Here is a 25855-nt window from a genome sequence, read left to right on the forward strand (position 1 = left end):
TGAGCGCCGGGACACACCCGGATCACACCGGATCACACCACGCCGAGCGCCTGCTCGATCGGGTGCAGCAGGAAGTAGACCAGGAAGCAGAACCCCACGGCGGCCAGCAGCCACGGGATGTCCCGGACCCGCCGGGTCGCGACGCGCAGCAGCAGGTACGACAGCACGCCGAGGCCGATGCCGTTGGTGATGCTGTACGTGAACGGCATCGAGATCATGGTCAGGAAGGCCGGGACCGCGATCGTGGAGTCGCTCCAGTCGATCTCCTTGACGTTCGCCGCCATGATCATGAAGCCGACGACCACCAGCGCGGGGGTCGCGGCCTGCGAGGGGACGACCTTGGCGAGCGGGGTGAAGACCAGCGCGAGCAGGAAGAGCCCGCCGGTCACCACGTTGGCGAGACCGGTGCGCGCACCCTCCCCGACGCCCGCCGTGGACTCCACGAAGCAGGTGTTGGCGGAGGCCGAGCCGAAGCCGCCGCCCGCGACCGCGACGCCGTCCACCATCAGGATCCGGCCCATGCCGGGCAGCTGGCCGCGCTCGTCCGTGAGCCCGGCCTCCTCGCCGACGCCGATGATCGTCCCCATCGCGTCGAAGAAGCCGGACAGCAGGACCGTGAAGACGAAGAGGCAGCCGGTCAGGACGCCGACCTTCTCGAATCCGCCGAACAGGCTGACCTGGCCCACGAGCCCGAAGTCCGGGGTCGACACCAGCGTGTCCGGCACGTTGGGCACGGTCAGGCCCCAGCTGGCGTCCGGGGTCTTCGTGACGGCGTTGATCGCGATCGCGGCCAGCGTCATGACCACGATGCCGATGAGGATCGCGCCCCGGGTCTTGCGGACGACCAGCACGAACGTGAGCGCCAGACCGGCCACGAAGATCAGCACCGGCCAGCCCTGCAGCTTGCCCTCGATGCCGAGGCCCAGCGGAACGGTGGTGTGCGCCGCGTCCGGGTTACGGGTGACGAAGCCGGAGTCGACCAGTCCGATCAGGGCGATGAACAGGCCGATGCCGATCGCGATCGCGCGCCGCAGCCCGCCGGGGATCGCGTCCATCACGCGCTGCCGCAGCCCGGAGGCGACCAGGATCATCAGCACCACACCGGCGAGGACGACCATGCCCATCGCGTCCGGCCAGCTCATCTTGGGGGCGAGCTGGAGCGAGACGACCGCGTTGATGCCGAGGCCCGCGGCGAGGGCGATCGGGACGTTGCCGATGACGCCCATGAGCAGCGTGGACAGGCCCGCCATCAGGGCGGTCGCGGTGACCAGCTGGCCGTTGTTCAGATGGTGCCCGTACATGTCCTGACCCGATCCGAGGATGATCGGGTTCAGCACGATGATGTACGCCATCGCGAAGAAGGTGGCCAGGCCACCGCGGATCTCCCGGGACGGGGAGGAGCCGCGCTCGCTGATCTTGAAGTACCTGTCGAAGAAGGCAAGGCGGTTCATGGGAGGTGTCGGTGCCTGCTGTGCGGCATCGACCGGCTCGCTGGCCGAGGGAGACATGGATGGACCCCAGAGGTGGTGAACTTCGGGAAGCGGGCCTCTTGGAGGATCGCACAGGACATTCCACCCAGACCCAGAACGGTTCAGTATGAATATATGAATCGCGGAACACCAAACCGCGTCCGCCATCCTGCCCGGCAGCGCACCCGACAGCACGCCCGACAGCGCGCTCGAAGCCCCCGGCCAGCGCCCCCGTAAGCTGGCCACATGACGAAGTGGACACCCCGGCACGAAGCGCCTGCACCCTTGGAGGGCAACGTCGTCGCCACCATCATCGGCGGCACCCTCGTGTGGTTCGTCCTCTTCCTCGCCCAGCTCCCGTTCTACGGCTGGTACGCCGACCATGGCCATCTGTGGTGGCTGTGGACCTGCCTGGCCGGGGCCGGACTCGGACTGATCGGCATCTGGTACGTACGAGCGCGGGAAGCGGCGATCAAGCGCTCATCGGAGAACAGCGCCAGCGACTGACCAGCAAGACCCGGGCCGCCACCGACGGCGGCGGCCCGGCTCCCTTATTTCTCGGCGTGTGTTACTTCACATCCACGTAGTCGCCGCCCGCCTTCACCGGCGGGGTGGTGCTGGTGCCCGCGAAGTTCCAGCGGAACCAGCCGTCCTGGGCCGCCTTGACGGTCGTCTTGAGCGCACCCCCGCTGCCGGACTTCACCGTCTTCACGGCGGTGTACGTGGAGCTGTTCGCCTTCCGGAACTCAAGCTTCACCTGCTGGACGGTGTAGCCGCCGTACTTCCCGGTCTCCCAGTTGGCGCGGGTCAGGGCGCCGGTGACCGTGATGGTCTTGCCCTTCTTGACCGGCTCCGGCGCGGCGTTGACGGTCAGCTTCGCGGCGCGCTGCACCGCGAAGGACCCGGCCTTGTCGGAGGTCACATAGTCGCCGTCCTTGGCGTCGACCCACACGGCGGCGTACCACCGGCCCGCCACGCTGTTGTCGATGAAGTCGACCTGCGGGTCCAGGATGAAGGTCGCCTTGCAGGTCGAGGTGGTCGGGTCACCGGCCACGGCGGCGCACTTCACGGCGCCGGTCGGGGTCGCATACCCGTACGACGGGCCCTCCAGGTACAGGTCGGCGCCCTGGATGCCCGAGTCGTCCTTCGCCGTCACCGAGACGGTGAAGGTCTTGGCGCCCGAGGTGCCGAGGACGGCGTTGCCCACCGACACCTTGGTGATCGTCGTGTCGCCGGAACCGGCCGCCTGTGCCGCCGGTGCGGCGAGCCCCCCGAGAGCGGCCGCGGTCGCGGTGGCGAGCACGGCGAAGCTCATGCGCTTGCGCATCTGTATCCCCCACAAGATGAAGCGGCTCCGCCGCGTTGACCTGCGTCGAGATGGACACCGACGCGAACTTGGAGCCGAGTGTGGCGCAACTGTACGATTTTCACCTGGTGTTCACAACATCATCGGAGCTTCACGGAGGCTTAAAGTTGAGGGAGCGTCAGCTATGACGCCCAACCGCTCAGTAACATGCGCGGTATGACCGGTCACCGTTTTCGCTCCGCCGAAATCGACACCAGCAAGCCGCACTCGGCCCGCATGTACGACTACTTCCTGGGCGGCAAGACCCACTACGCCGCCGACACCGAGGCCGCCCGGCAGGTCGAGGCCGTCTGGCCCGCCGTCAAGCCGTGGACCCGCGCCAACCGGGCGTTCATGCACCGGGCGACCCACTGGCTGGCCGCCGAGGCGGGGATCCGGCAGTTCCTCGACGTCGGCACCGGCATCCCCACCGAGCCCAACCTCCACCAGATAGCCCAGAAGGCGGCCCCGGACGCGCGGATCCTCTACGCGGACAACGACCCCATCGTGCTGGCCTACGCCCAGGCCCTGCTGCTCTCCTCCGCCGAGGGCCGCACCGCGTACATGCACGCCGACATCACCGACCCGACCGGCATCCTGGCCGCCGAAGAGCTGCACGACACGCTCGACATGAGCCAGCCGGTCGCGCTGTCGCTCAACGCGGTGCTGCACTTCATCGCGAACGAGCAGAAGCCGTACGACATCGTGCGGCAGCTGGTCGAGGCGCTGGCCCCCGGCAGCTATCTGGTCCTCTCGCACGGCTCGCTCGACCCCCGGGGCGGGGTCTCCGACGCGGTCACCCGGCTCTACCGGGCCAGCGGCATCCACGTCCAGGGGCGCACCTACGAGGAGATCCTGCCGTTCTTCGACGGCCTGGAGCTGGTCGAACCCGGCGTCGTGATGCCGCACCGCTGGCGCCCGGAGAACGAGCGGTCCAGGGCCTCGGCGGAGGCCCTGGACCTGTGGATCTACGCGGGCGTGGCCCGCAAGCCGTAAGGCTCGTCGTAGCTCTAGCTCTAGCTCTAGCTCTAGCTCATAGCTCTAGTCGAACCAGCGGGCCCGGGCCAGCTCCTCCGTGCGGCTCAGGTCCTCCAGCAGCGCGGCCACCTCGAAGCGGCGGGACCAGTGGCCCGCCGCCCAGGACAGGCCCGCCGCCACGCCCTCCACCGTCGAGGCGTGCAGGGTGGCATCGGGTCCGCTCACATAGCGCCAGTCAAGCTCGGTGCCGCCCTCGATCAGCAGCTCCTCGTGCTCGACGTACGACAGCGGCGCGTCCGGCAGCAGTTCGCGGACCGCCGCCGGGACCTCGTACGTCTCGCCCCGCGAGGTCACCTGGGCCGGATACGCCTCGCTCAGCCGCCGCACCTGGAACAGCTCCGCCAGGTCCGCCGCCCGCGCCGGGCGCACCGGCAGCAGGGCGCGGCCGTCCGCCTCGGCCAGCGGCATCAGGTCTGGCGCGTCGGCGACCAGCACCCCGTCCGCGTCGACCACCCGAGGCTCGCCGTCCACCACGGCGCGCAGCTCGTCCGGCAGCGTGACCTGATCGGGGTCGAGGTCGGCCAGGTAGCCGTAGAGCGCGTGCAGCTGGGCCGAGGTCACCGGGCGGTCCGGGTCGGCCAGCCGCGCCAGCAGTTCGGCCGCGCCGCCCGGTTCGTCCAGCAGCGCCGCCACGGACGTCCGTACGCCGAGCGCCCGCAGCACCTGCTCGTCCTCAAACCCGGCCGCGTCCACCGGCTCGTACAGCCCGGCCAGCAGCGGGTCGCCCCCGGCGGCGCGCAGCCCGGCGGGGCGGCGGCCGTCCAGCACCGGGTGGCCGCGCAGCCACCACGCGGTGTACGAGCGCACCGACTCCGTCGTGCCGTCCGGCAGCAGCACCCGCACCCGCTGGGTCAGGGCGTCGCGCAGCGGCGGCTGGGCGAGCATCGCCAGGGCGCGCGGCCAGGCGTCGTCGTCCACCAGGTCCAGGTCGCGCACGGCGACGATCTCGGTGGCCACCGGCGGAACCGGGGTCTCCGGCAGCCGGTCGAGCGCGTCCTCGCACCACACGTCCACGGCGTCCAGCACGCCGACGTCGTCGGGCTCGGCGAAGTCGCCCTCGCGCGGCTCCAGTTCGTCCGGGTCCAGCACCACATCGGTGGCCCGGACCAGGGTGAAACCGGCCAGCACGCCCACCGCGGACAGCGGCTGCTCGCCCCAGCGCTCGGCGAGGTCCGCGTCGCACGCGGCCAGCTCGCCCTCCCGCATCACCTGCTCGAAGGCGCCGCCGGGGAGAACCAGTTCACCGGCGGGCGCCAGCTCCCCGTCCTCGTCCGGCAGCGCGAGCGCGGCCAGCCACGGCTCGTCGCCGGGCGCCAGCCGGGCCTGCTGGACGAGGCCGAGGACGGTGTCGGCCAGGGTGTCCGGGTCCAGCGCGGCGCCGGGCGCCCCGCCCTCCTCCGCGAACGGGTCGTACTCGTCCTCCGCCTCCAGCGAATGCGCGACGGCGGCCCGCACCTGCGGGGTCCGCAGCACGGCGCGCGGGGTGGCGGGGGTCGCGCCCAGCTTCTCCAGCAGCGGATGCGCGGCCTCCGGATGCGCGACCTTCAGGCCGAGGCGGGCCAGCGTGCGGTGGGTCTCGCCCGCCGAGCCGTCGCTCTCGGTCCCGGTCCCTGCGTCGACGTCGCCCGGCAGCGGAAGCAGCACCTGCCGGGGCCCGACCGTCGTCCGGCCGTCCGCCAGCGGCACCGGCAGCCCGCTCAGCCGGTCCGGGTCGGTCCCAGCCAGCGCGTCGTACAGCCGCCGCCACCAGACCGGGGCGCGCTCGACGCCCGCCAGCCGGTCGATCACCTCGCCCAGCGGCACCCGGGCCACGTCCAGCGCCCGCAGCTCCTGGCGCCGCTCAAGCCCGGCGGGCAGCAGCGTCGGGAACAGCTCGGCCAGCACCTCCACGGTCTCCGCGCCCGCGCCCTCCACCAGCTCCGCGTCGCGCGGGCGCAGCGCGTACGGCTCGCCCTCGAAGGTGCCGCGCGCGAGGATCGCGTCGTCCCAGCCGAAGCCCGCGTCCGCCTCGGCCGCCGGGGATTCCGGTTCCAGGGTGTCCGGCGCGGCCGCGCTCGGCAGGAACGGCACCCTCGGCAGCCGCTCCAGCACCCGCGCCCGCAGCTCCCCGTCCAGCTCGCCCTTGCCCAGCGGGCCCGGGACCAGGCCGATCGTGCCCGTCCCCACCGGGTGCCAGTCGCGCAGCAGCGTCGCGTACGCCTCGGCCGCGCGCTCCACCAGGAAGGCGGTGAGCGGGCCGGGCGCGGTGTGACGGCGGGTGGGCTCCAGCGGGAACGAGGCGATCAGCAGCGCGGGCAGCCCCAGCGGCTCGTCGGTCGGCGTCGGCGCGTGCACGACCGGGGCCGTCGCGGGCCGCACCGGCGCGCCCTCGGCGTCCACCGGCACCGCCCAGGTCACCGACCACACCGGGCGCAGCCGCTCCTCCACCGGGCGGTCGGCGAGCAGTTCCGGGTCGAGCTGCCCGCTGGCGCGCTCGGTGCGCCAGCGCGTAGTACGTCGCTCCGTCTCGCCGTGGTCGTTGTCATCGTCGATGACCGCGTACGGCCCCTCCTCGCCGCGCCGCAGCGTCCGTACGCCCTCGACCGTCTCGACCACGACCTCGGCCAGCCCCGGCAGGGTCAGCAGCAGCGCGTCGTCGACCGCCGCCAGCAGCCGTTCCGCCACGTCCAGCGCGGCGCCGTCGCGCAGCGGCAGCACCACGACCGTGTCGTACCCCTCCGGCGCGGAGCCCTCGGCGGGCAGCGGCAGCCGCAGCAGCGGTACGTGACCATCGCGGCGGCGCAGCTCATCGGCGAGGCCGGGGCTGCGCAGCGCCGCCTTGTGGGCCAGCTCGCGGGCCTCCGCCAGCGACCAGCGCACCCCGCCGGAACGGCCCACCACCGCGGGCTCGTCGCTCACCGCGAGCACCGCCGCGAACCCGACGCCGAACCGGCCCACGGCCCGCCCGGGGTCCTCGTCCCGCTTGGCCGACGCGCGCAGCGTGGACAGCGACTCGGCCCCGGCGGCGTCCAGCGGGGCCCCGGTGTTGGCGGCGACCAGCACGGCCGGTTCCCCGTCGGTCGCCGGACGCAGCGTCAGCCGCAGCCGCCCGGGCACGCCGAGCCGGGCGGCGGCGTCGGCCGCGTTCTGCGCCAGCTCCACGACCAGCCGGTCCCGGTGCCCGCCGAGCGCCAGGTCCTCCTCGGCGTTGGCGTCCTCCCGGAACCGGGCGGGCGACGCGGCCCAGGCGTCCAGCACGCCGCGCCGCAGCCGCGCGGTCCCGAAGGGATCCGCGTCCTCGGTCGCGCCCCGCACCATCGCCGTGCTGCTCACGTATCGCCTCCGGGTCCTGTGGGTGCCGCCACATTCCACATTGCTAGACCGCGAACGTACCCCCATCCACCCCCCGCACGCGTCCCGCCCTCCCCCGGCAAGCACGGGGACACCTCACGGACGCGCCGCGGGGTACGCCGGTGGGCGACCGGTTCGGCTGGGTGCTCAGCGCGGCGGGCGCCAGCGACACGGCGGTTGGGCCCCGGCCCCACGGCAGGCGCGCGCCCCGAGCGCGGGGGCGCGCCTTGCGGACGCGCTGGGGCGGTTCGCGGTGGCACGCCGGTGGAGCGGGCGCGGCCGGTTCGGCCGGGGGCTCAGCAGGGTGGACGCGAACGGCGCTACGTCCGCTGCCCCGCGCCCGGGGCGGGCGTCGGGCGCAGCGGGGCCGGTGGGCGCGACCGGTGCGGGCTGCGCGACCGGCTCGCCCGGGGGCCGGGGCGATCGGGAGGTCCGGGAGTCGGGGCGCCCGGGGGACGGGTGCCCGGGAGGTTCGGGGCCGGGGCGCCCGGGCGGGGCGCCGGGTCCTGGGTCAGGAGTGGCCCAGTTCCTCCGCCGGGGCGTCCGGTTCCACCGAGCCGCCTGTGCGGTCCGGGTGGAGGGGCATGGGCTCGACGAGGGTCTCGTCGATCACCGGCTCGGCCGGGCGCGGGGGCTTGGGCATGACCGCCGCCTCGGAGTGGGCGCCGCAGCCGTAGGCCAGGGAGACCACCCGGCCGTCCGCCGGGCTGAACTCGTTGGCGCACACGCCGAACGCCTGCCGCAGCGAGCCCGCGAGCGGCATCAGGAAGCCGCAGGTCACGCACGTGCCGGGGGCCGCCTGCGCCATCGGGGCCTTGGCGCCGTACGCCTCGTCCCAGCGGTCGGCGGCGACGTGCAGCCCGTAGCGGGAGAGCACCCGGGCGCGGCGCATGCCCAGCTCCTCGGCGAGGGCCGCGATGGTGCCGGTGACGGGCGCGGCCGGTTCGGCGGACGGCGGACCGGGCGTCACGTCGGCCTCCTCCACCGCCGCGAGCTGCTGCATCTCCTCGGAGACGGCGGAGTTGGGCGGCGGGGCGTCCTCGCCCGTGTAGCCGGGCTCCAGGCGCAGGTCCTCGGCCTCGGTGGGGAGCAGGTCGCCCGGGCCCATGTCGCCGGGGCGGAGCCGCTCGCTCCACGGCACCCACTCCGGGGCGAGCAGCGCGTCGGAGCCGGGCAGCAGCACCGTCTCGGCCAGGGTGACGATCTTCGCGCGGGAGGCGCGGGTGACGGTGACCGCCCAGCGCCAGCCGCGATAGCCGGGTTCGGCGCTCTCGAAGAAATGCGTGACGACGCGGTCGCCCTCGGCGACCGCCTCCACGTACTCACCGACCGTTCCGGGGTGGGCCGCTTCCGCCGCCGCCTCGCGGGCGAGTTCGACCGCCTCGGCGCACAGGCGGTCGGGGGTACGGCTCCGCATCGCAGCACTCACAGGATCGATTCTCTCTTCCACGCCGTCTCAGCCGTCGTTTGACGAGTGCGCCAGCCGTACGGCCGGACGGCGGGACTGCGGACGGAGCGGACCGTAGGACCGCGTCGACGTCCACACCCGATCCGGCCTCGGGCGCACCTTGTACGTCCCATTCTGCGGGACAGCGACTCGGCGCATGGCCAGGAACGACCGTGGGTGGCGCGTAAAGCACGCTACCTTGTCCGGCCGCGCCGCCCCCACCCCCGTCTCATGTCCGGCGTTCGTGGAAACACCCGCCTGAAGGTCGTTTTCGCTGGCCAGAAGGGGGATGCGCGGGTGAGAGAAGAGGACGCCTTGGCCGGAAAGCCGTCGTAGGTCTCACGTTGCGGGCAGCTTGGCGGCACCATGGTCGGGTGGCAGCAACGCGGTTCCACGATGGCGGTCCGATCAGACGATCGGGCCGTCTGCTCGGCCGCGCGCTCCACTTGCCGTTCACCGCGACCGGCCGCGGCATCCGGCGGGCGACCCACGCGCATGGCGCGGGCGAGTCCGGGCTCGGCAAGCTGATCGAGCTGCACGCGGTCAACTCGGCCGGTGACATGCTGATCACGGTCGCCCTCGCCTCGACGGTCTTCTTCTCCGTCCCGACGGACGAGGCACGCGGCCGGGTCGCCCTCTACCTGGCGATCACCCTCGCCCCGTTCGCCGTCCTCGCGCCCGTGGTCGGCCCGCTGCTGGACCGCATCCCGCACGGCCGCCGCGCGGCGATGGCGGGCTCGATGCTGACCCGCGCGCTGCTCGCGCTGACCATGGCGGGCGCGGTGGCCGACGGCGACCTCGAACTGTATCCGGCGGCGCTGGGCGTGCTGGTGGCGTCCAAGGCGTACGGGGTCGTCAGATCGGCCGTCGTACCGCGGCTGCTGCCGCCCCGCTTCTCGCTGGTCAAGGCGAACTCCCGGGTGACCCTGGCCGGGCTGCTGGCCACCGGCGTGGCGGCCCCGGTGGGCGCCGGGCTGCATCAGCTGGGGCCGGGCTGGCCGCTGTACGGGGCGTTCGTGGTCTTCATGGGCGGGGCGTTCCTGTCGTTCACGCTGCCGCACAAGGTGGATTCGTCGAAGGGCGAGGCCAAGGCGCGGCTGACCTCGGGCGAGCACCACCACTTCGGACACCGAGGGGGCGGGCACCGGGCGGGCGGGCACCGAGCGGCGCGGCCGAAACCCGTGCCCGGCGTGGTGACGGTCGCCGCCCCGAACCCGAACCCGACGCCGAACCCAGGCAAGGACAGGGGCCGGTTCGGCCGGTGGTTCAGCGGGGCGTTCGGCGGGCGCGGCACCCGGAAGCCGGGGCTCCGGACCGTCGGCCCGTCCGTCCTGCACGCCCTCCAGGCCTGCGCCTCGCTCAAGGCGCTGTCCGGATTCCTCACCCTCTTCCTCGCCTTCCTGCTCCGCGAGCATCCGGTGGGCGGGCTGTCCCCCGAGTTCTCGCTCGGCCTGGTCGTCGTCGCGGCGGGCGGCGGCAACGCGCTGGGCACGGTGATCGGCGCCTGGCTGCGGGAGCGCGGCCCGGAGCGGATCATCGCGGTGGTGCTGACCTCGGCCCTCGGCGTGATCGTCTTCTCGGCGGTGCTGTACGGCGTGGTGACGGTCACCGCGGTGGCCGCCACCGCGGGCGTCTCGATGGCGCTGGGCAAGCTGTCGCTGGACGCGCTGATCCAGCGGGACGTGCCCGAGGAGGTCCGCACGTCGGCGTTCTCCCGCTCCGAGACCACCCTGCAGATGGCGTGGGTGGCCGGGGGCGCGGTGGGCATCTCGCTGCCGCTGAGCGGGGTGGTGGGCATGGCGGCGGCCGCGACGATGATCGCCCTGGGCGTGGCCCTGAGCGTCCGGGGACTGCTGTCCGCCGCCCGGCACACCACCGCGCACCCCCGGGTGGCATGACGCACCGGGTCGGCGTGGCCCGCGCCGCTGATCCGCCACCCCGGCGCCGCGCGGCCGGGCGGGCCCGATAACCTGCCCGCATGACCGCTGCGCTGTTTTCCAGGGGCAAGGGCCGCCGGGCCACCACCGCCGCCTGCGCCGTTGCCCTCGGGCTCATCGCCCTCTCCGCCTGCGACAAGCCGACGCCGCTGGCGACGGTGACGGTCGGTTCCAGCACCGTGACGGCGGAGGCCAGCAAGGGCTGCTTCGGCGACGGCGAGAACCTCGCTCAGGCCACGTTCAAGAAGTGCCTGACCGCCAAGCCCGCCCACACCGTCAAGGTGGGCGCCGGGGACAAGGTGCGGCTCGGGGTGGACCCGGAGATCGCCGAATCCAGCTGGGGCCTGATCGCCAACAGCCCGGTCATGGCCGAAGCGAGCAAGGAGACGTACCGCAGCTTCGACAGCGACCAGCTCTTCGCGCAGCAGAACCCGCAGACCGGGCAGACCACCATGTCGAAGAGCGTGACCATCACGGTCGCCCAGCTCGGCGGCGGCAGCCAGAGCGTGAAGGGCATCTGGCGCTTCAAGCTCGAACGGGACAGCTGACGTCACCTCGTCCCACCGTTCAACCTGCGGCACACGGCACACGGCACGACTGCCGGGAGGCGCTGATGCGCGTACTGATCGTCACCGCCGTCCCCGCCGAACGGGACGCCGTGGTGCGCGGATGCGGTGCGGCGGACGCCATTGCCCCAGCCCAAGCGGCTGAAGCGGCTGAAGCGGCTGAAGTACCCGTGCCCGGCGGGGTGCTGCACCGGATGCGGGCGGGCGGCCCCGGCGGGCCGCCGCTCACCGTCGACGTGCTCGCCGCCGGGGTCGGCCCGGCCGCCGCGGCGGCCGGGACCGCCACCGCGCTGACCGTCGCGGCCGTCCAGGGGACGCCGTACGACCTCGCCGTATCGGCCGGTATCGGCGGCGGCTTCGCGCCCCGCGCCCCGCTGGGCTCGGTCGTGGTCGCCGAAGCCATCGTCGCCGCCGACCTGGGGGCCGAGACCCCCGACGGCTTCGCCGCCGTCACCGATCTGGGTTTCGGGACCGTCGAACACCGGCCACCGCCCGCGCTCGTCGCCGCCGTCGCCGGAGCTACCGGAGCTACCGGAGCTACCGGAGCTACCGGGGCTACCGGGGCCGTACGCGGTACCGTGCTCACCGTCTCGACCGTGACCGGCACCGCTGAGCGGGCCGCCGCGCTGCTGCGGCGCCATCCGGGCGCCGCCGCCGAGGCGATGGAAGGCTTCGGGGTGGCCGAGGCGGCCGCCGCCCAGTCCGTTCCCGTACTGGAGGTACGGGCCGTCTCCAACGCGGTCGGCCCGCGCGACCGGGCGGCCTGGCGCATCGGCGACGCGCTCGACGCCCTGGCGGAGACGTTCACCCGGGCCGTACCCGCGCTCGCCACCGCCCTCCGCACCCCGTCGCACGTGGAAGGAACCCAGCAGTGACCCCCCAGTCGGCAGCACAGCCGCTCTCGATCGCCTACTCGCCCTGCCCGAACGACACGTTCGTCTTCGACGCCTGGGCCCACGGCCGCGTCCCGGGCGCGCCCTCGCTCGACGTCACGTTCGCCGACATCGACATCACCAACGGGATGGCCGAGCGCGGCGAGTCCGACCTGCTGAAGGTGTCGTACGCGGTGCTCCCCTGGGTGCTGGACGAGTACGCGCTGCTGCCGTGCGGCGGCGCGCTCGGGCGCGGCTGCGGTCCGCTGGTGCTCACCCGGGAGCCGGGTGGGGCGAAGGACCTCGCGGGGAAGACGGTCGCCGTGCCGAGCGAGCGCTCGACCGCGTATCTGCTCTTCCGGCTCTGGGCCGCCGCCGAGGTGCCGGGCGGGGTCGGGGAGATCCGGGTGCTGCCGTTCCACGAGATCATGCCCGCCGTACGGGACGGCCTGGTCGACGCCGGACTCGTCATCCACGAGGCCCGGTTCACCTATCAGAACTACGGCCTGCACCGCCTCGCCGACATGGGCGAGCACTGGGAGCTGACCACCGGACTGCCCATCCCGCTCGGCGCGATCATCGCCAAGCGCTCGCTGGGCGCGGAGCGGCTGCGGGAGCTGGCCGAGACGATCCGTACGTCGGTCCGGATGGCCTGGGACGACCCGGAGGCGTCGCGTCCGTATGTCCTGGAGCACGCCCAGGAGATGGACCCGGCCGTCGCGGACCAGCACATCGGGCTGTACGTGAACGAGTTCACCGCGGACCTCGGCGAGGACGGCTACGCGGCGGTGCGCGGACTGCTCACCCGCGCGGCGGCCGAGGGACTCGTACCGCCCCTCGGCCCGGACGCGCTGGAATTCGCGTAATTCCGTTCGCCACTGCGTTCGCCGCTGCGTTCACTGCCGCGTTCGCTTCTACGTTCGTTTTTACGTCGCTCAGCGGATGCGGTGGCGCTTACGCCTCATGCGCCTCATACGTCGAGCTGGTCCGCCACCGCCCGCAGCATCCCCGCGATCTTGTGGCCGTGTGTCTTGTCGGGATAACGGCCGCGCTCCAGTTGCTGCGTCACGTTCTCCAGCAGCGTGGTCAAATCCTGGACGATCGACGCCAGCTCATCCGGCTTGCGCCGCTGGGCGGCCGCCACGGACGGTGTCGGGTCGAGGAGCGTTACCGAAAGCGCCTGGTCACCGCGGTTTCCCGCGACAACACCGAATTCAACGCGCTGCCCCGGCTTCAGCGCTTCCACGCCTTCCGGAAGCACCGACGAGTGCACGAAGACGTCGCCGCCGTCATCGCGGGAGAGAAAGCCAAAGCCCTTCTCACTGTTGAACCACTTGACCTTGCCGGTAGGCACGTCTGTCCTCGTCCTCGTCGCTCGTCGGAAAACACGGAAAAACAGCTCTGGATAGCACTACAGCGGGTCGTAAGACCCGCCACCACCAAGGCTAATGGTCCCGAGCCTGGTGACAAGACGTACCCGGGTGGTTCCGGGTAGTTGGTATGCGCGCTCTGGCACCGATCTACCCTGGTGCGGTGAGCAACGAAACCCCGCGCCCCGGAACCACCGACAATGCCCCCGGCGACCGGCTCGTCCGCATCGGCGTGATCGTCTTCGCCATCGGCGCGATCGCCACCCTCGCGACCGTCGCGCCCCTGTTCCTGGGCGCCGATCCGCTGCCGTCGGTGGCGTACTTCGTCTGCATGCTGATGGGCGTCGGCTTCGCCCTCGCGGCGGCCGGGATGCTGAAGTCGATCGCGGCGCAGCGGCGGGAGGCCGCACGGGTCAACCGCGCGGCCCAGTAATCGTCGTAGCTACTTCGCGGTGTGGCCCGCCAGCCACGCCGGGAACGCGGTCAGGTCGTCGAGCACGACGTCCGCCCCCGCCTCGCGCAGTTCCGCCGCGGCGCACGGCCCCGTGGCGACCGCCACCGACAGCGCCTCCGCCGTCCGCGCGCCCCGTACGTCACCGGTGTGGTCGCCGACGTACACCGACGCCCCGTACTCGCGCAGCGCTTCCGCCTTGGCCTCCGCCCACAGCCAGCCGACGACCGCGTCCGCCTCGATGCCCAGGTGGGTCAGGTGCAGCTTGGCGTTCGGCTCGTGCTTCGCCGTGACGACGATGGCGCGCCCGCCCGCCTCCTGCACCGCCGCTATCGCCTCGCGGGCGCCGCGCATGGCGAGGGTCGGGGCGATCGCGAAGTCCGGGTAGAGCGACCGGTACAGCTCGCCCATCTCCTCGATCCGCTCGTCCGGGAACCAGTGCGCCAGCTCCTGTTCCAGCGGCGGGCCGAGCCGGGTGATCGTGAGGTCGGCGTCGATGTAGGTCCCGGTCCGGGCGGACAATTCCTCGTAGGCGGCCTTGATGCCGGGGCGCGAGTCGATGAGCGTCATGTCGAGGTCGAAGCCGACGGTCAGGGCGGGAGTGCTCGATGCAGCCATGCCCGTCATTGTGCCTGCCCCTTGCATACACTAAGCGTCGCCTTACCTGCGTCGATCTCACGCGCGAGAACCGAACGAACGAACTAGTGAACGAACGGACCGAACGGAACCGATGTCTGCCGACCGGGCCAGCAGCCGAAGTCCCAGAGCCGCGTTGGTCCGGCGCCGCGTCGGCTGGACGGCCGCGGCCGTCGTCGCCCTCCTCTTCGCGGTGCTGCTCAGCCTCGCGCTCGGCAGCCGCCCGATCGCGCCGAGCCAGGTCGTGGACGCGCTGCTGCACGGGGGTACGAGCGACGCCGCCGACATCGTCCGTTCGCTGCGGCTGCCCCGTACCGTCATCGGCCTGATGGTCGGCGCCGCCCTCGCCATGGCGGGCACCGTGATGCAGGGCGTCACCCGCAACCCGATCGCCGACCCCGGCGTGCTCGGCACCAGCCAGGGCGCGTCGGTGGGGGTCGTGCTCGCGATCGCCTTCGCGGGGGTGCACACGCTCTCCGGGTACGTGTGGTTCGCCTTCGCGGGCGCGGGCCTCGCCTCCGTCGCCGTCTACGCCATCGCCGCGGGCGGGCGGGGCGGCGCGAGCCCGGTCAAGCTCGCGCTGGCCGGGGCCGCCGTGAATGCCTTGCTGGTGTCCGTCACCTCGGGGGTACTGACGACGAAGGCGGCGGCGCTGGACGAGTTCCGGTTCTGGCAGATCGGCTCGCTGGCCGGGCGCGACGCCGACATTCTCGGCCAGATCTGGCCGTTCCTGCTGGTGGGCACGGTGCTGGTGGCCTCGGTCGCCCGAGGCCTGGACGCGCTCGCGCTCGGCGAGGACGTCGCGAAGGGGCTCGGCCAGAACATCGCGGTCGTCCGCGTCCTCGCGGCCCTCGGCACGACGGTCCTCACCGGCGTCGGTGTCGCCGCCGCGGGCCCGATCGCCTTCGTCGGCCTCGCCGTACCGCACATCGCGCGCGCGATGGTGGGGACGGACCACCGCTGGGTGCTGCCGATGGCGGCCCTGATCGGCCCGGTGATGCTGCTGATATCGGACGTGGTGGGGCGGCTCGTCTTCCCGCCGAGCGAGGTTCCGGCGGGTGTGATGACGGCGCTGCTCGGCGTCCCGTTCCTGGTCACGCTGGTGCGGCGCAGGACGGTGACGGCATGAGCGCGGCTGAGAGCACCAGCACCCGTCCCCCCGGCTACGGCCTCCTCCGCACCGGCCCCCGCGCCTCGTTCCTGCTGCACCGCCGCGCCGCCGTCGTCGCGCTCGCGCTGGCCGCCGCCACGGCGGCCGCATGCGTCGCGTACCTGTGCCTCGGCGAGAGCTTCATCGCCCCCGGCGACGCCGTGCGGGCCGTCCTGCACACCCAGTACGGCATCGGCCAGCCCACCCCGAACGACCTCGTCGTCGGCACCCTCCGCCTCCCCCGCATGACCCTCGGCCTGCTGGTCGGCGCGGCCTTCGGCATCGCGGGCGCGCTCATCCAGACCGTGGCCCGCAACCCGCTCGCCAGCCCCGACATCATCGGCGTCACGCAGGGCGCGAGCGCGGTCACGGTCGGGGCGATGACGTACGGGGTGACCGCCTTCGGCGTGCTGCCGTACGTCTCCGTCGCGGGCGGCCTGGCCGCCGCCGCCCTCGTCTACGTCTTCGCCTGGCGCGGCGGCCTCCAGGCCACCCGCTTCGTCCTCATCGGCATCGGCGTCGCCGTCGCGCTCCGTTCCATCACACAGCTGTTCCTCACCAAGGGCGACTATCTCGTCGCGCAGCAGGCCAAGGTGTGGATGACCGGTTCCCTCAACGGGCGCGGCTGGGACGTGGCCACCCCGCTCGGCTGGGCGCTGCTGTTCCTGCTGCCCGCCGTCCTGTGGGCGGCGCGGGCGCAGCGCACCGTCTCGATGGACGATGACACGGCGACCGCGCTGGGCGTACGGCTCGGGCGGGTCCGGCTCGGGCTCGCCACCCTCGGCATCGTCCTCGCCGCGATGGCGACGGGCGCGGCGGGCCCGGTCGACTTCGTGGCGCTGCTCGCCCCGCAGATCGCCCGCCGGATGACCCGTACCGCGCAGATCCCGCTGCTCTGCTCGGCGCTGACCGGCGCGTTCATCGTCGTCGCCGCCGATCTGCTGGCGCGCAAGGCGTTCGCGCCGACCGAACTGCCAGTGGGGGTGCTGACCGCCGCGGTCGGCGCCCCGTATCTGATCTACCTGCTGCTGACGTCCGGCGGACGGCGCCGCAGCGGCCGCAACGGAGGCACGACGGCATGACCGCAACACCCTTCGCGTCCGGCAGGCTCGCCGCCCGCGAGCTGACCCTCGCCTACGAGGACCGGACCGTCGTGGACGGCCTCGACCTGGTGATACCCGACGGCGAGGTCACGGTCATCGTCGGCCCCAACGCCTGCGGCAAGTCCACCCTGCTGCGCGCCCTCGGCCGCCTCCTCAAGCCGCGCGGCGGCGCCGTGCTCCTCGACGGGACGGACCTCGCCCGCATCCCCACCAAGAAGATCGCCCAGTCCGTGGGACTCCTCCCGCAGACCCCGGTCGCACCCGACGCGATCACCGTCGCCGACCTCGTCTCACGCGGCCGCCAGCCGCATCAGCACTGGTGGCAGCAGTGGTCGGACGAGGACGAGCGCGCGGTCGGCGACGCGATGGAGCGTACGGATGTGGCGGCGCTCGCCGACCGGCTGGTGGACGAGCTGTCCGGCGGCCAGCGGCAGCGCGTCTGGATCGCGATGGCGCTCGCGCAGGAGACGGGTCTGCTGCTGCTGGACGAGCCGACGACGTACCTGGACATCTCCCACCAGGTGGAGGTGCTGGACCTGGTCCGCCAGCTCAACCACGAGCGCGGCCGCACGGTGGTGGCCGTACTGCACGACCTCAACCAGGCGGCGCGGTACGCGGACCACCTGATCGCGATGAAGGCGGGCCGCGTCGTCGCGCGCGGGCGCCCGTCGGAGGTGGTCACGGCGGAGCTGGTGCGGGAGGTGTTCGGGCTGGAGTCGGTCGTCGTACCGGACCCGGTGACGGGCAGCCCCCTGGTCGTCCCGGGCGCACCATGGCGGGCGACGGACGACGCCGTAGCGGACGCGCCAGCCAAGGCGGAGCACGGCTGACGGCCGGGCGGCCGGATGGGCAGGCGGGCGCGCTGGCGGGCTGGCGGCCGGATGGGCAGGCGGGCGCGCTGGCGGGCTGGCGGCCGGGTGAGCAGGCTGACCGCCGGACTCTCGGTCTGACGACCGGGCGGGCGGCAGGGCGGACGGCCGGGCTCGCGGGCTGGCGGGCTCACGGGCTGACGGCCGGAGGGCCGGGCTCATGGCAGGGCGGGCGCCCGGACTCGCGGGCTGGCCACCGGGCGACCGGGCGGGCTGGCGGCTGGGAGGGCGGGCTCACGGCCGCACTGACAACCCCAGGCGGCCAAGCTGACGACCGGGCTGGCAGGCAGGCGTGCTGGCGGCCGGGCTGACCGCCGGACTCGCGGGCTGGCGGCCGGGCGGCCGGACTCGCGGGCTGGCGGGCGGGCTCGCGGCCGGGCTGACGGCCGGATGGCCCGGCTCACAGCCGGGCGGGCTCACGGCCGCGCTGACAGCCCCGGGCGGCCGGGCTGACGACCGGGCTGGCAGGCGGGCTGGCGGCCGGGTGAGCAGGCTGACCGCCGGACTCGCGGGCTGGCGGGCGGGCTCGCGGCCGGGCGGGCGGGCTCGCGGCCACGCTGACGACCGGGCAGGCAGGCGGGCTGGCGGCCGGGCTGCCCGGCTGCCCGGCTGACCGCTCAGCCTTTACGGCGGGCCCGCCACACCAGGAACAGCACCGTGGCGACAGCCGCGCCGCGCACGGCCACCGGCCAGGTCTCGGTGAGCACGTCCTTCATCCCGTCCTCCGGGATCCGGTCGCCCCACTTGCCGCTGGCCCGGCCCCACAGCCAGACCATCGCCCCGACCACCACCAGGCCGGGCATGCCCATCACCGCCCACTTCGCCTCGGCGCGGGACAGCTTGCCGGTGGCGTACGTGAGCACCCAGCCGAAGGCGAGCACGACGACGTTGCCCATCACGGCACCCGCGATGAGCAGCACGATCGCGAGCAGCAGCACCGGGCTGAGCCCCGCCGCCCAACCGGCCCGGGCCGCCTTGCCGGTGTCGCCCTCAGCGGCGGCGGACTTGCCGGGGCCGAGCAGGGCGCGGCGCATCAGGCCGCGCCGCCGAGGCCCCTTCCCCTTCTCCGCCGCGGCGGCCTCTTCCGCCTCGGCCGCCTCCTCCTCCGCCGCCCGCTTCTCGGCCTCCTCCTTCTCCCGCTTCTCCCGCTGTTCCTGCTGCTCCTGCTCGACCGTCTTGCCGTTGCCGAGCAGTTCGGGCAGCTCGATGCCGCCGACGAAGCCCTCGACGAAGCCAAACTGGCCGTCCTGATGCTCGGGCTGGGCGAACGGGCCCGGCTCCACATGCCACCAGTCGGGGTTGGACTCGCGCGGGCCCAACTCGTCCTGGCCCGCCAGATGGGGCCCGGACCAACGGCGGGGGGCCGGGGGCGCTTCGGGGGTGTCGGGCGTGACGGGCGTGACGGGCGTGTGCTTGGCGAAGGAGACAGGAGTGTCCTGCGTACCGTTCGGCCCGTTCGGCCCGTTCGGCCCGTTCGGCCCGTTCGGCCCGTTCGGCCCGTTCGGCCCGTTCGGCTCGCGCGGCGAGGGGACCTTGTTGCTGAGCCCGGTGCGCTCGGCGAGCCCGGCCAGCTTGTCGCGGGCGGCCCGCGCCGCGCCCGAGGTACGCGTACCTCCGCCGACCGATTCGCCGCCGTCCCCGCCGCCCTCGGCACCCTCCCCGCCGGACGGCCGCCCGCCCGCGGCGGCGACCACCTCAGCGGGCGTGCCCAGCTTGGACAGAATCCGCTTCACCCCGGCCGCGCTGTCCGAACCGCCCGTCGACCGCCGGTGATCGATATCGGCCCGCAGCCCGGAGACCAGCCGCATCCGTTCACCGGACGGCAGCCCCTGCTGCTGAGCCAGGTCCCCGACACGGCTCAGATAGTCGTAGACGAGCTTTTCGCTCTCGATCCCCACCAAGACCCCTGAGAATGCGCACGGTCGGCCTGCCAGACGGCTCCGACGGTACCGTGCGGAGGCTGGATTCCGCCGCACCCCCGACGCCCGGCACCCCCGGGTACTGTGGATCGAATGAGCAGCTCGCGTAATCGGGAGGCATGCGTGACCGCAGGGACCGGCCCAGACGCCAGCGGCCGCGCGGCGCCCCGCACCCTGGCCGAGGAGCTGCGCACGCGCCCCGACGAGGCGCTGGCCGCCCTGCTGCGCGCCCGCCCCGACCTGCTGTCCCCGGTCCCGGGCGACCTCACCCAACTCGCCACCCGAGCGGGCACCCGCGCCTCGGTCGTACGAGCCGTGGAACGCCTCGACCGCTTCGCCCTCCAGACGGCCGAGGCCCTGGCCGTAGCCCCGGACCCCTGCCCGTACGAAACCCTGCACGCCCTGATGACGGGCGCCCCCACCCCGGAGGGCAAGGCCACCGCCGACCTCATCGCCGCCGAGCTGCCCCGGGCCGTGGCCACGTTGCGGGCGCAGGCGCTGGTCTGGGGTGGGGACGACCGGTTGCGGCTCGTCCGTACCGCGCGGGAGCTTCTGGCGCCCTCGCCCGCCTCACCGTCGCCGACCGGGCTCGGGCCCACCGTGCACGAGGCCACGGCGGGGATGTCGCCGGGGCGGTTGCAGGAACTGCTGACGGCGGCCGGGCTGGCGGCCACCCACGATCCGGTGACGGCCGTCGCCGCGTTGACCGAGCTGTTCAACGACCGCGACCGGATGGCCGCGCTGCTCGCCGGTGCCCCCGACGACGCGGCCGCCGTGCTCGCCAAGCTGACCTGGGGCCCTCCGTACGGCGAGGTGTCCGTCGCCTCCCCCACGCCGCCCGTCGCCTGGCTGCTGGACCGCGGACTGCTGCTGCCGTCCGGGCCGCGCAACGTCGTCCTCCCCCGCGAGGTCGCCCTGCATCTGCGCGGCGGCCGCGCCCACCGCGAACCCGAGCCGGTGGCCCCGCCGCTGGCGTCCGCCGCGCAACACGATCCACAGGCTGTGGACAAAGCCGCGGCGGGGCAGGCGTTCACCGCCCTGGCCACCATCGAGGAGCTGCTGGGCGAATGGGAGAGCGCCGGTCCGCCCGTGCTGCGCGCGGGCGGCCTGAGCGTGCGCGAACTCAAGCGGACCGCCGTCGCGCTCGACGTCTCCGAACCGGTGGCCGCCTTCTGGATCGAGCTGGCGTACGCGACCGGGCTGCTGGCCTCGGACGGCGAGACCGACGAGCGGTACGCGCCCACCCCCGCGTACGACGACTGGCTGCGGCTGCCCGCCGAGGAACGCTGGGCCGCCCTCGCCACCGCCTGGCTCGCCGCGACCCGTACGCCGGGCCTGGTCGGCGGCCGTGACGCCAGGGGCCGTACGCTCTCCGCCCTCGGCGCCGACCTGGACCGTTCCCCGGCCCCCGAGGTCCGCCGCCGGGTCCTCGGACTCCTCGCCGCCCTCCCGCCCGGCGCCGCCCCCGACCCGGACGCGCTGCTGACCCGCCTGCGGTGGGAACGCCCGGCCCACCGAGGCCCAGTGGGCGCGGCGGGCCCGGCCGGGGCCAGGCCCGCCGGGGGCACGGGGGCAACGGGCCCTGCGGGCGGCCGGGGCGCGGGAGCCACGGGCCGCGCCGGATCGGGTGCCACGGCCGACGGGGTTACGGGAGCCACCGGGACCTGGGCCGCCGGGGCCGCCGGAACGGCCGCCGTCACCACGGGTGCCGGGACCACGGGAACCGCTGCGGGCTCTGCGGGCGCCAGGGGCGCCGGGATTACGGGAGCCACCGGGACCTGGAGCGCCGGGAGCTGGAGCGCCGGGAGCTGGGGCGCCGCCGGAGCGGCAGATCCGGCCGCCTCCTCCCCCACCACCCGGGACGATCTACGGTCGCGGCTGGCCCGCTGGACCCTCAGCGAGGCCGAAATGCTCGGCGTCACGGGCCGCGCCGCGCTCTCGGCCCACGGCCGCGCGCTCCTGGGCCCGGCCGCCGCCGAAGCGATGGCTTCGGCAGCCGGAACCGCCGAGGCGGCAGCAGCCGACGCCACCTCCGAGCCACCCGCCACCACCCCCGCCGAGGCCGCCGCGCTCGCCGCCCAGGCGGCCCGGCTGCTCGCCCCGCTCCTCCCCGAACCGCTCGACCACGTACTCCTCCAGGCCGACCTGACCGCCGTCGCGCCCGGCCCGCTGGAGCGGCCGCTCGCCGACGCGCTCGGCATCCTCGCCGAGGTCGAGTCCAAGGGCGGCGCGACCGTCTACCGGTTCACCCCCGCCTCCGTACGCCGCGCGCTCGACGCCGGGCAGGCCGCCGACGACCTGCACACCTTCCTCGCCGCGCACTCCCGCACCCCGGTGCCGCAGCCCCTCTCGTACCTGATCGACGACATCGCCCGTAAGCACGGCCACCTCCGCATCGGCGCGGCCTCCGCCTATCTGCGCTGCGACGACGAGGCGCTGCTCGCCGAGATCCTCGCCGACCGCCGCTCCGCAGGCCTGCGGCTGCGCCGTCTCGCCCCCACCGTGCTGGCCGCCCAGGCGCCGCCGGACGCGCTGCTGGAGGGCCTGCGCGCCATGGGCTACGCACCGGCCGCCGAATCCGCCGAGGGCGACGTCCTGGTCACCCGCGCCGAGGCCCAGCGCACCCCGCCCCGTACGGCCCCCGCCCCGGTGCCGGACGGCCCGCCCGTCCCCGACACCACCCTGCTGGGCGCGGCGGTACGCGCCATCCGCGCCGGGGACCTCGCCGCGACCGCACCCCACAAGCCCCCGGCCACCACCGACGGCGAAGGCGCCACCGGTGCCACCACCGGCGGCCGCCTCCCCCGCACCACCTCCGCCGACACGCTCGCCACCATGCAGGCGGCGGCCCTGACCGGCTCCGCCGTCTGGATCGGCTACGTCAACGCGGACGGCGCCGCCAGCCAGCGCGTCATCGCCCCGGTCCGGGTCGAGGGCGGCTACGTCACCGCGTACGACCACACCGCCGACGAGGTCCGTACGTACCCCCTCCACCGCATCACGGGCGTCGCGGAACTGGCCGACGAGCCGGGTTAGGACAAGCCGGGTTAGGACAAGCCGGGTTAGGACAAGCCGGGTTAGGACAAGCCTGGCTAAGCGGACGTGCGCCCCCGCTGCCACCAGTGACGGCGGCGCGGGTGGAGGGCGTGACCGAGGCGGCGGCCGATCAGGAAGTAGCCGAGCAGCGCGCCCGACGTGTTCAGGATGACGTCGTCGATGTCGAAGGCCCGGCCCTCGACGATCGCGCCCTGAGCGATCTCGACCAGCACCATCACCAGGGACGTCACCAGCACCACCCGCACCGCGCCCCGCGCCTTCGGTACGAGCATCGGCAGCAGCACCCCGAAGGGCGTGCCGAGCAGCACGTTGCCGCCGATCTGCTTGACCGTGTCCCGGATGGCGGGCTGGTCGAGGTAGGCGCGCAGCGAATCGCCCGGCCGCAGATTGGTGTGCACGAGGTCGCTGGACCCCGGCGACGGCACGAGCGTGGCCTTGGCGAGCGCCGCCGCGAACCCGACCATGCAGACGAACGCCAGCAGCAGCACCAGGGTGCGGGCCACGCGGGAGCCGAACGAATCACGCTGCAACGGCGCCGACGGCGCCACGGGCGTCCTGGGCGCCTTCTTGCGGGGGACGCGCTTGGCCGTGGCCTTGGGCTTGGCCGCGCCCTTCGCCCCGCCTTTCGGTGCGGCCTTGGGCGTGACCTTGGGCTTGGGCGTGACCTTGGGCTTGGCCTTGGCCGTACTCTTCGCCCCGCCCTTCGGCACGGTCTTCGCCCCGCCCTTCCCTGCCGCCCCCTTAGGCGCCGCCCCCTTCGGCGTCGCACTCTTCGTCTTCACACCCGCCGCACTCCGCCAGCTCTCCCACCAAGCGACGCTGACCACACGGACCGACCTCCCACTGTCGTTCTGGCCCTCCTGTGCTCCCGGTTGCCCCTAGCCGTGCGGAGTATCCCTGTGGCCCTCCGCCCGGCCCGGCCGATGAGGGACACTAGGTGTTTGGCCCCGGCAACACGATGGCCCCCGGCGACACGGAAGGACTCAGGCGCGTGAACGGACCGCTCATCGTCCAGAGCGACAAGACGCTCCTGCTGGAGGTCGACCACGAGCAGGCGCAAGCATGCCGCCGCGCCATCGCGCCGTTCGCCGAGCTGGAGCGCGCGCCGGAGCACATCCACACCTATCGGCTGACCCCGCTCGGCCTGTGGAACGCCCGCGCCGCCGGGCACGACGCCGAGCAGGTCGTCAACGCGCTCGTGGAGTACTCCCGCTACCCCGTACCGCACGCCCTGCTCGTCGACGTCGCCGAGACGATGGCCCGCTACGGGCGGCTGCGCCTCCTCAAGCACCCCACCCACGGTCTGGTCCTGGAGACCAGCGACCGCCCGGTGCTGGAGGAGATCCTGCGGTCGAAGCGGGTCCAGCCGCTGGTCGGGGCCCGTATCGACCCGGACACGGTCGTCGTCCACCCCTCCGAGCGCGGGCAGATCAAGCAGACGCTGCTCAAGCTGGGCTGGCCCGCCGAGGACCTGGCCGGTTACGTGGACGGCGAGGCGCACGCCATCGACCTCCACGAGGACGGCTGGGCGCTGCGCCCGTACCAGCAGCAGGCCGTCGAGGGGTTCTGGCACGGCGGCTCGGGCGTCGTCGTCCTGCCCTGCGGCGCCGGAAAGACGCTGGTCGGGGCGGGTGCGATGGCCACCGCCAAGTCGACCACGCTGATCCTGGTCACCAACACCGTCTCGGCCCGCCAGTGGAAGCACGAGCTGGTGCGCCGCACCTCCCTCACCGAGGAGGAGATCGGCGAGTACAGCGGTACGCGCAAGGAGATCCGCCCGATCACCATCGCCACGTACCAGGTGCTCACCACCAAGCGGAAGGGCATCTACCCGCATCTGGAGCTGTTCGACTCCCGCGACTGGGGGCTGATCATCTACGACGAGGTGCATCTGCTGCCCGCGCCGGTCTTCAAGTTCACGGCCGACCTCCAGGCGCGGCGCCGCCTCGGCCTGACCGCCACGCTCGTACGGGAGGACGGCCGCGAGTCCGACGTCTTCTCCCTCATCGGCCCCAAGCGCTTCGACGCGCCCTGGAAGGAGATCGAGGCGCAGGGCTACATCGCGCCCGCCGACTGCGTCGAGGTCCGCGTCAACCTCACCGAGACCGAGCGGCTTGCGTACGCGACGGCCGAGACCGAGGAGAAGTACCGCTACTGCGCCACCACCGCGTCCAAGCAGCGGATCACCGAGGCGCTGGTGGCCAAGCACAAGGGGCAGCAGACGCTGGTCATCGGCCAGTACATCGACCAGCTGGACGAGCTGGGCGACCATCTGGACGCGCCCGTCATCAAGGGCGAGACGACGAACGCGCAGCGCGAGAAGCTGTTCGACGCCTTCCGCCAGGGCGAGCTGTCCGTCCTCGTCGTCTCTAAGGTCGCCAACTTCTCCGTCGACCTCCCCGAGGCCACGGTCGCCATCCAGGTCTCCGGCACCTTCGGCTCCCGCCAGGAGGAGGCCCAGCGCCTCGGCCGGGTGCTCCGCCCGAAGGCCGACGGCCACCCGGCGGTCTTCTACTCGGTGGTCGCGCGCGACACGATCGACCAGGACTTCGCGGCCCACCGCCAGCGCTTCCTGGCCGAGCAGGGGTACGCGTACCGCATCGTGGACGCGAGCGCGCTGCTCGCGGACGAGGACGTCTGACGAGGCCCGAGCCGGGCGCGCTCACTGGGCACGCGGGCTAAGCCGCAGCGGGGACGAGCGCGGCGGCGGCACTGCGGGCCTGGCGGGCGGCTTCCGGTATGCAGCGGGTGGCGGCGGAGACGGCGACTCCCTCGTGGAGCAGCATCAGCGTCCTGCCGAGGTGCTGCGGCTCCGGGGCGCCCGTCGCGGTGGCCAGGTCGGTGAGGTAGCCGAGAAGCCACGTCTTCTGCTCGACGACGATGGCGTGCCCGGGATGTTCGGCCGCGGGGAGTTCGGCGAGGGCGTTGACGAAACCGCAGCCGCGCGGGTCCTCCCGCTCGATCCACTCACCCATGGCGTCGAACGTGGCCAGCAACCGGTCCCGAGGGGACTCGGCATGCCCGTCGACCCATTCGGTCAGCCAGCCGCGCCAGCGGAGATCCCTCTCCCGCAGGTAGGCGGCCACGAGCCGGTCCTTGGAGCCGAAGCAGGCGTAGAGCGTCTTCTTCGTGACACCGGCCGCGGTGGCGATCGCCTCGACCCCTACGGCGTGGATGCCCTCCCGGTAGAAGAGCCCTGAGGCGACGCCGAGCACCCGACGCCCCGCAGGGGTGAGCGTTTCCGACGGGCTCGCTTCCGACGGGCTCGTTTCCAACGGGCGTTCCGACGGGCTCAT

Annotated in this window: 21 protein-coding genes; 12 read left to right on the forward strand and 9 right to left on the reverse strand. The window is 73.7% G+C overall.

From position 1 onward, the window contains the following. Positions 1 to 32 precede the first annotated feature (32 nt). The gene (locus ACWC5C_RS06800; protein WP_450874414.1) at positions 33 to 1508 is read right to left on the reverse strand and encodes an NCS2 family permease; all 1476 of its coding nucleotides are present in this window, start codon (positions 1506 to 1508) and stop codon (positions 33 to 35) included. Between the two features lie 207 nt (positions 1509 to 1715). Between ACWC5C_RS06800 and ACWC5C_RS06805 the strand changes: the two genes are divergently transcribed. Continuing rightward, positions 1716 to 1976 carry a DUF2530 domain-containing protein gene (locus ACWC5C_RS06805; RefSeq protein ID WP_450874416.1) on the forward strand — a complete coding sequence of 87 codons (261 nt, stop codon included), beginning with the start codon at positions 1716 to 1718 and terminating at the stop codon, positions 1974 to 1976. A 61-nt stretch (positions 1977 to 2037) separates the two neighbouring features. Here the strand turns inward: ACWC5C_RS06805 and ACWC5C_RS06810 are convergent, their stop codons facing one another. Beyond that, positions 2038 to 2796: a calcium-binding protein gene (locus ACWC5C_RS06810; protein ID WP_450874418.1), complete on the reverse strand. Its 759-nt coding sequence runs from the start codon at positions 2794 to 2796 to the stop codon at positions 2038 to 2040. A 195-nt stretch (positions 2797 to 2991) separates the two neighbouring features. Here ACWC5C_RS06810 and ACWC5C_RS06815 point away from each other — a divergent pair, with 195 nt between their 5' ends. After that, positions 2992 to 3810, forward strand: coding sequence for an SAM-dependent methyltransferase (locus ACWC5C_RS06815; RefSeq protein WP_450874420.1), 819 nt, complete (start codon positions 2992 to 2994; stop codon positions 3808 to 3810). A 45-nt stretch (positions 3811 to 3855) separates the two neighbouring features. On the opposite strand, the gene ACWC5C_RS06820 is transcribed toward ACWC5C_RS06815, so the two are convergent. Together ACWC5C_RS06820 and ACWC5C_RS06825 are read right to left on the reverse strand one after the other, a co-directional pair. Then, entirely contained in the window at positions 3856 to 7149 is a 3294-nt protein-coding gene (locus ACWC5C_RS06820; protein ID WP_450874705.1) for a sacsin N-terminal ATP-binding-like domain-containing protein, read from the reverse strand. A 544-nt stretch (positions 7150 to 7693) separates the two neighbouring features. Further along, positions 7694 to 8611: a DUF3027 domain-containing protein gene (locus tag ACWC5C_RS06825; protein ID WP_450874422.1), complete on the reverse strand. Its 918-nt coding sequence runs from the start codon at positions 8609 to 8611 to the stop codon at positions 7694 to 7696. A gap of 392 nt (positions 8612 to 9003) precedes the next feature. Between ACWC5C_RS06825 and ACWC5C_RS06830 the strand changes: the two genes are divergently transcribed. The 4 genes from ACWC5C_RS06830 to ACWC5C_RS06845 all read left to right on the forward strand — a co-directional run bounded on the left by ACWC5C_RS06830 (position 9004) and on the right by ACWC5C_RS06845 (position 12870). Then, positions 9004 to 10527, forward strand: a complete 1524-nt coding sequence (locus tag ACWC5C_RS06830; RefSeq protein ID WP_450874424.1) for an MFS transporter — start codon at positions 9004 to 9006, stop codon at positions 10525 to 10527. A gap of 80 nt (positions 10528 to 10607) precedes the next feature. Beyond that, a complete protein-coding gene (locus ACWC5C_RS06835) occupies positions 10608 to 11114 on the forward strand; it encodes a hypothetical protein (RefSeq protein ID WP_450874426.1) in 507 nt (168 codons plus the stop codon). 65 nt (positions 11115 to 11179) lie between these two features. Then, the gene (locus tag ACWC5C_RS06840; RefSeq protein ID WP_450874427.1) at positions 11180 to 12007 is read left to right on the forward strand and encodes a futalosine hydrolase; all 828 of its coding nucleotides are present in this window, start codon (positions 11180 to 11182) and stop codon (positions 12005 to 12007) included. After that, positions 12004 to 12870, forward strand: coding sequence for a 1,4-dihydroxy-6-naphthoate synthase (locus ACWC5C_RS06845; protein ID WP_450874428.1), 867 nt, complete (start codon positions 12004 to 12006; stop codon positions 12868 to 12870). The genes ACWC5C_RS06840 and ACWC5C_RS06845 overlap by 4 nt, the downstream gene beginning before the upstream one ends. Positions 12871 to 12974: 104 nt before the next feature. Here ACWC5C_RS06845 and ACWC5C_RS06850 read toward each other — a convergent pair whose 3' ends face one another. Beyond that, the gene (locus ACWC5C_RS06850) at positions 12975 to 13358 is read right to left on the reverse strand and encodes a cold-shock protein (protein WP_385446112.1); all 384 of its coding nucleotides are present in this window, start codon (positions 13356 to 13358) and stop codon (positions 12975 to 12977) included. A gap of 146 nt (positions 13359 to 13504) precedes the next feature. Here ACWC5C_RS06850 and ACWC5C_RS06855 point away from each other — a divergent pair, with 146 nt between their 5' ends. After that, positions 13505 to 13807, forward strand: coding sequence for a hypothetical protein (locus ACWC5C_RS06855; protein ID WP_450874429.1), 303 nt, complete (start codon positions 13505 to 13507; stop codon positions 13805 to 13807). A 9-nt stretch (positions 13808 to 13816) separates the two neighbouring features. Here ACWC5C_RS06855 and ACWC5C_RS06860 read toward each other — a convergent pair whose 3' ends face one another. Then, positions 13817 to 14452, reverse strand: a complete 636-nt coding sequence (locus tag ACWC5C_RS06860) for an HAD family hydrolase (protein WP_450874430.1) — start codon at positions 14450 to 14452, stop codon at positions 13817 to 13819. A 103-nt stretch (positions 14453 to 14555) separates the two neighbouring features. Between ACWC5C_RS06860 and ACWC5C_RS06865 the strand changes: the two genes are divergently transcribed. The 3 genes from ACWC5C_RS06865 to ACWC5C_RS06875 are packed head-to-tail and all read left to right on the forward strand — an operon-like array spanning position 14556 to position 17544. Then, a complete protein-coding gene (locus ACWC5C_RS06865) occupies positions 14556 to 15590 on the forward strand; it encodes a FecCD family ABC transporter permease (protein WP_450874431.1) in 1035 nt (344 codons plus the stop codon). Continuing rightward, on the forward strand, positions 15587 to 16693 hold the full coding sequence (locus ACWC5C_RS06870; RefSeq protein ID WP_450874432.1) for a FecCD family ABC transporter permease: 1107 nt from the start codon (positions 15587 to 15589) through the stop codon (positions 16691 to 16693). The genes ACWC5C_RS06865 and ACWC5C_RS06870 overlap by 4 nt, the downstream gene beginning before the upstream one ends. Further along, on the forward strand, positions 16690 to 17544 hold the full coding sequence (locus ACWC5C_RS06875; RefSeq protein ID WP_450874433.1) for an ABC transporter ATP-binding protein: 855 nt from the start codon (positions 16690 to 16692) through the stop codon (positions 17542 to 17544). Before ACWC5C_RS06870 ends, ACWC5C_RS06875 begins: the two co-directional genes overlap by 4 nt. A 656-nt stretch (positions 17545 to 18200) precedes the next feature. Here ACWC5C_RS06875 and ACWC5C_RS06880 read toward each other — a convergent pair. Next, on the reverse strand, positions 18201 to 19481 hold the full coding sequence (locus ACWC5C_RS06880) for a hypothetical protein (protein ID WP_450874434.1): 1281 nt from the start codon (positions 19479 to 19481) through the stop codon (positions 18201 to 18203). Between the two features lie 114 nt (positions 19482 to 19595). Here ACWC5C_RS06880 and ACWC5C_RS06885 point away from each other — a divergent pair, with 114 nt between their 5' ends. Beyond that, a complete protein-coding gene (locus tag ACWC5C_RS06885) occupies positions 19596 to 22538 on the forward strand; it encodes a helicase-associated domain-containing protein (RefSeq protein ID WP_450874435.1) in 2943 nt (980 codons plus the stop codon). A 56-nt stretch (positions 22539 to 22594) separates the two neighbouring features. Here ACWC5C_RS06885 and ACWC5C_RS06890 read toward each other — a convergent pair whose 3' ends face one another. Then, positions 22595 to 23341: a VanZ family protein gene (locus tag ACWC5C_RS06890; RefSeq protein WP_450874436.1), complete on the reverse strand. Its 747-nt coding sequence runs from the start codon at positions 23339 to 23341 to the stop codon at positions 22595 to 22597. A 209-nt stretch (positions 23342 to 23550) separates the two neighbouring features. Here ACWC5C_RS06890 and ACWC5C_RS06895 point away from each other — a divergent pair, with 209 nt between their 5' ends. Further along, a complete protein-coding gene (locus tag ACWC5C_RS06895) occupies positions 23551 to 25200 on the forward strand; it encodes a DNA repair helicase XPB (RefSeq protein ID WP_450874437.1) in 1650 nt (549 codons plus the stop codon). A 37-nt stretch (positions 25201 to 25237) separates the two neighbouring features. On the opposite strand, the gene ACWC5C_RS06900 is transcribed toward ACWC5C_RS06895, so the two are convergent. Continuing rightward, positions 25238 to 25855: a TetR/AcrR family transcriptional regulator gene (locus ACWC5C_RS06900; protein ID WP_450874438.1), complete on the reverse strand. Its 618-nt coding sequence runs from the start codon at positions 25853 to 25855 to the stop codon at positions 25238 to 25240.

This window comes from Streptomyces sp. NPDC001700 (assembly GCF_053596435.1).

What these genes read in the sequence shown, in the direction of transcription:
- ACWC5C_RS06805 (WP_450874416.1), top strand. Translation starts at nt 1,716, where the DNA reads ATGACGAAGTGGACACCCCGGCACGAAGCGCCTGCACCCTTGGAGGGC.
- ACWC5C_RS06900 (WP_450874438.1), bottom strand. Translation starts at nt 25,855, where the DNA reads ATGAGCCCGTCGGAACGCCCGTTGGAAACGAGCCCGTCGGAAGCGAGC.
- ACWC5C_RS06860 (WP_450874430.1), bottom strand. Translation starts at nt 14,452, where the DNA reads ATGACGGGCATGGCTGCATCGAGCACTCCCGCCCTGACCGTCGGCTTC.
- ACWC5C_RS06835 (WP_450874426.1), top strand. Translation starts at nt 10,608, where the DNA reads ATGACCGCTGCGCTGTTTTCCAGGGGCAAGGGCCGCCGGGCCACCACC.
- ACWC5C_RS06855 (WP_450874429.1), top strand. Translation starts at nt 13,505, where the DNA reads ATGCGCGCTCTGGCACCGATCTACCCTGGTGCGGTGAGCAACGAAACC.
- ACWC5C_RS06870 (WP_450874432.1), top strand. Translation starts at nt 15,587, where the DNA reads ATGAGCGCGGCTGAGAGCACCAGCACCCGTCCCCCCGGCTACGGCCTC.
- ACWC5C_RS06815 (WP_450874420.1), top strand. Translation starts at nt 2,992, where the DNA reads ATGACCGGTCACCGTTTTCGCTCCGCCGAAATCGACACCAGCAAGCCG.
- ACWC5C_RS06840 (WP_450874427.1), top strand. Translation starts at nt 11,180, where the DNA reads ATGCGCGTACTGATCGTCACCGCCGTCCCCGCCGAACGGGACGCCGTG.
- ACWC5C_RS06875 (WP_450874433.1), top strand. Translation starts at nt 16,690, where the DNA reads ATGACCGCAACACCCTTCGCGTCCGGCAGGCTCGCCGCCCGCGAGCTG.
- ACWC5C_RS06865 (WP_450874431.1), top strand. Translation starts at nt 14,556, where the DNA reads ATGTCTGCCGACCGGGCCAGCAGCCGAAGTCCCAGAGCCGCGTTGGTC.
- ACWC5C_RS06800 (WP_450874414.1), bottom strand. Translation starts at nt 1,508, where the DNA reads ATGTCTCCCTCGGCCAGCGAGCCGGTCGATGCCGCACAGCAGGCACCG.
- ACWC5C_RS06885 (WP_450874435.1), top strand. Translation starts at nt 19,596, where the DNA reads ATGAGCAGCTCGCGTAATCGGGAGGCATGCGTGACCGCAGGGACCGGC.
- ACWC5C_RS06810 (WP_450874418.1), bottom strand. Translation starts at nt 2,796, where the DNA reads ATGCGCAAGCGCATGAGCTTCGCCGTGCTCGCCACCGCGACCGCGGCC.
- ACWC5C_RS06820 (WP_450874705.1), bottom strand. Translation starts at nt 7,149, where the DNA reads ATGGTGCGGGGCGCGACCGAGGACGCGGATCCCTTCGGGACCGCGCGG.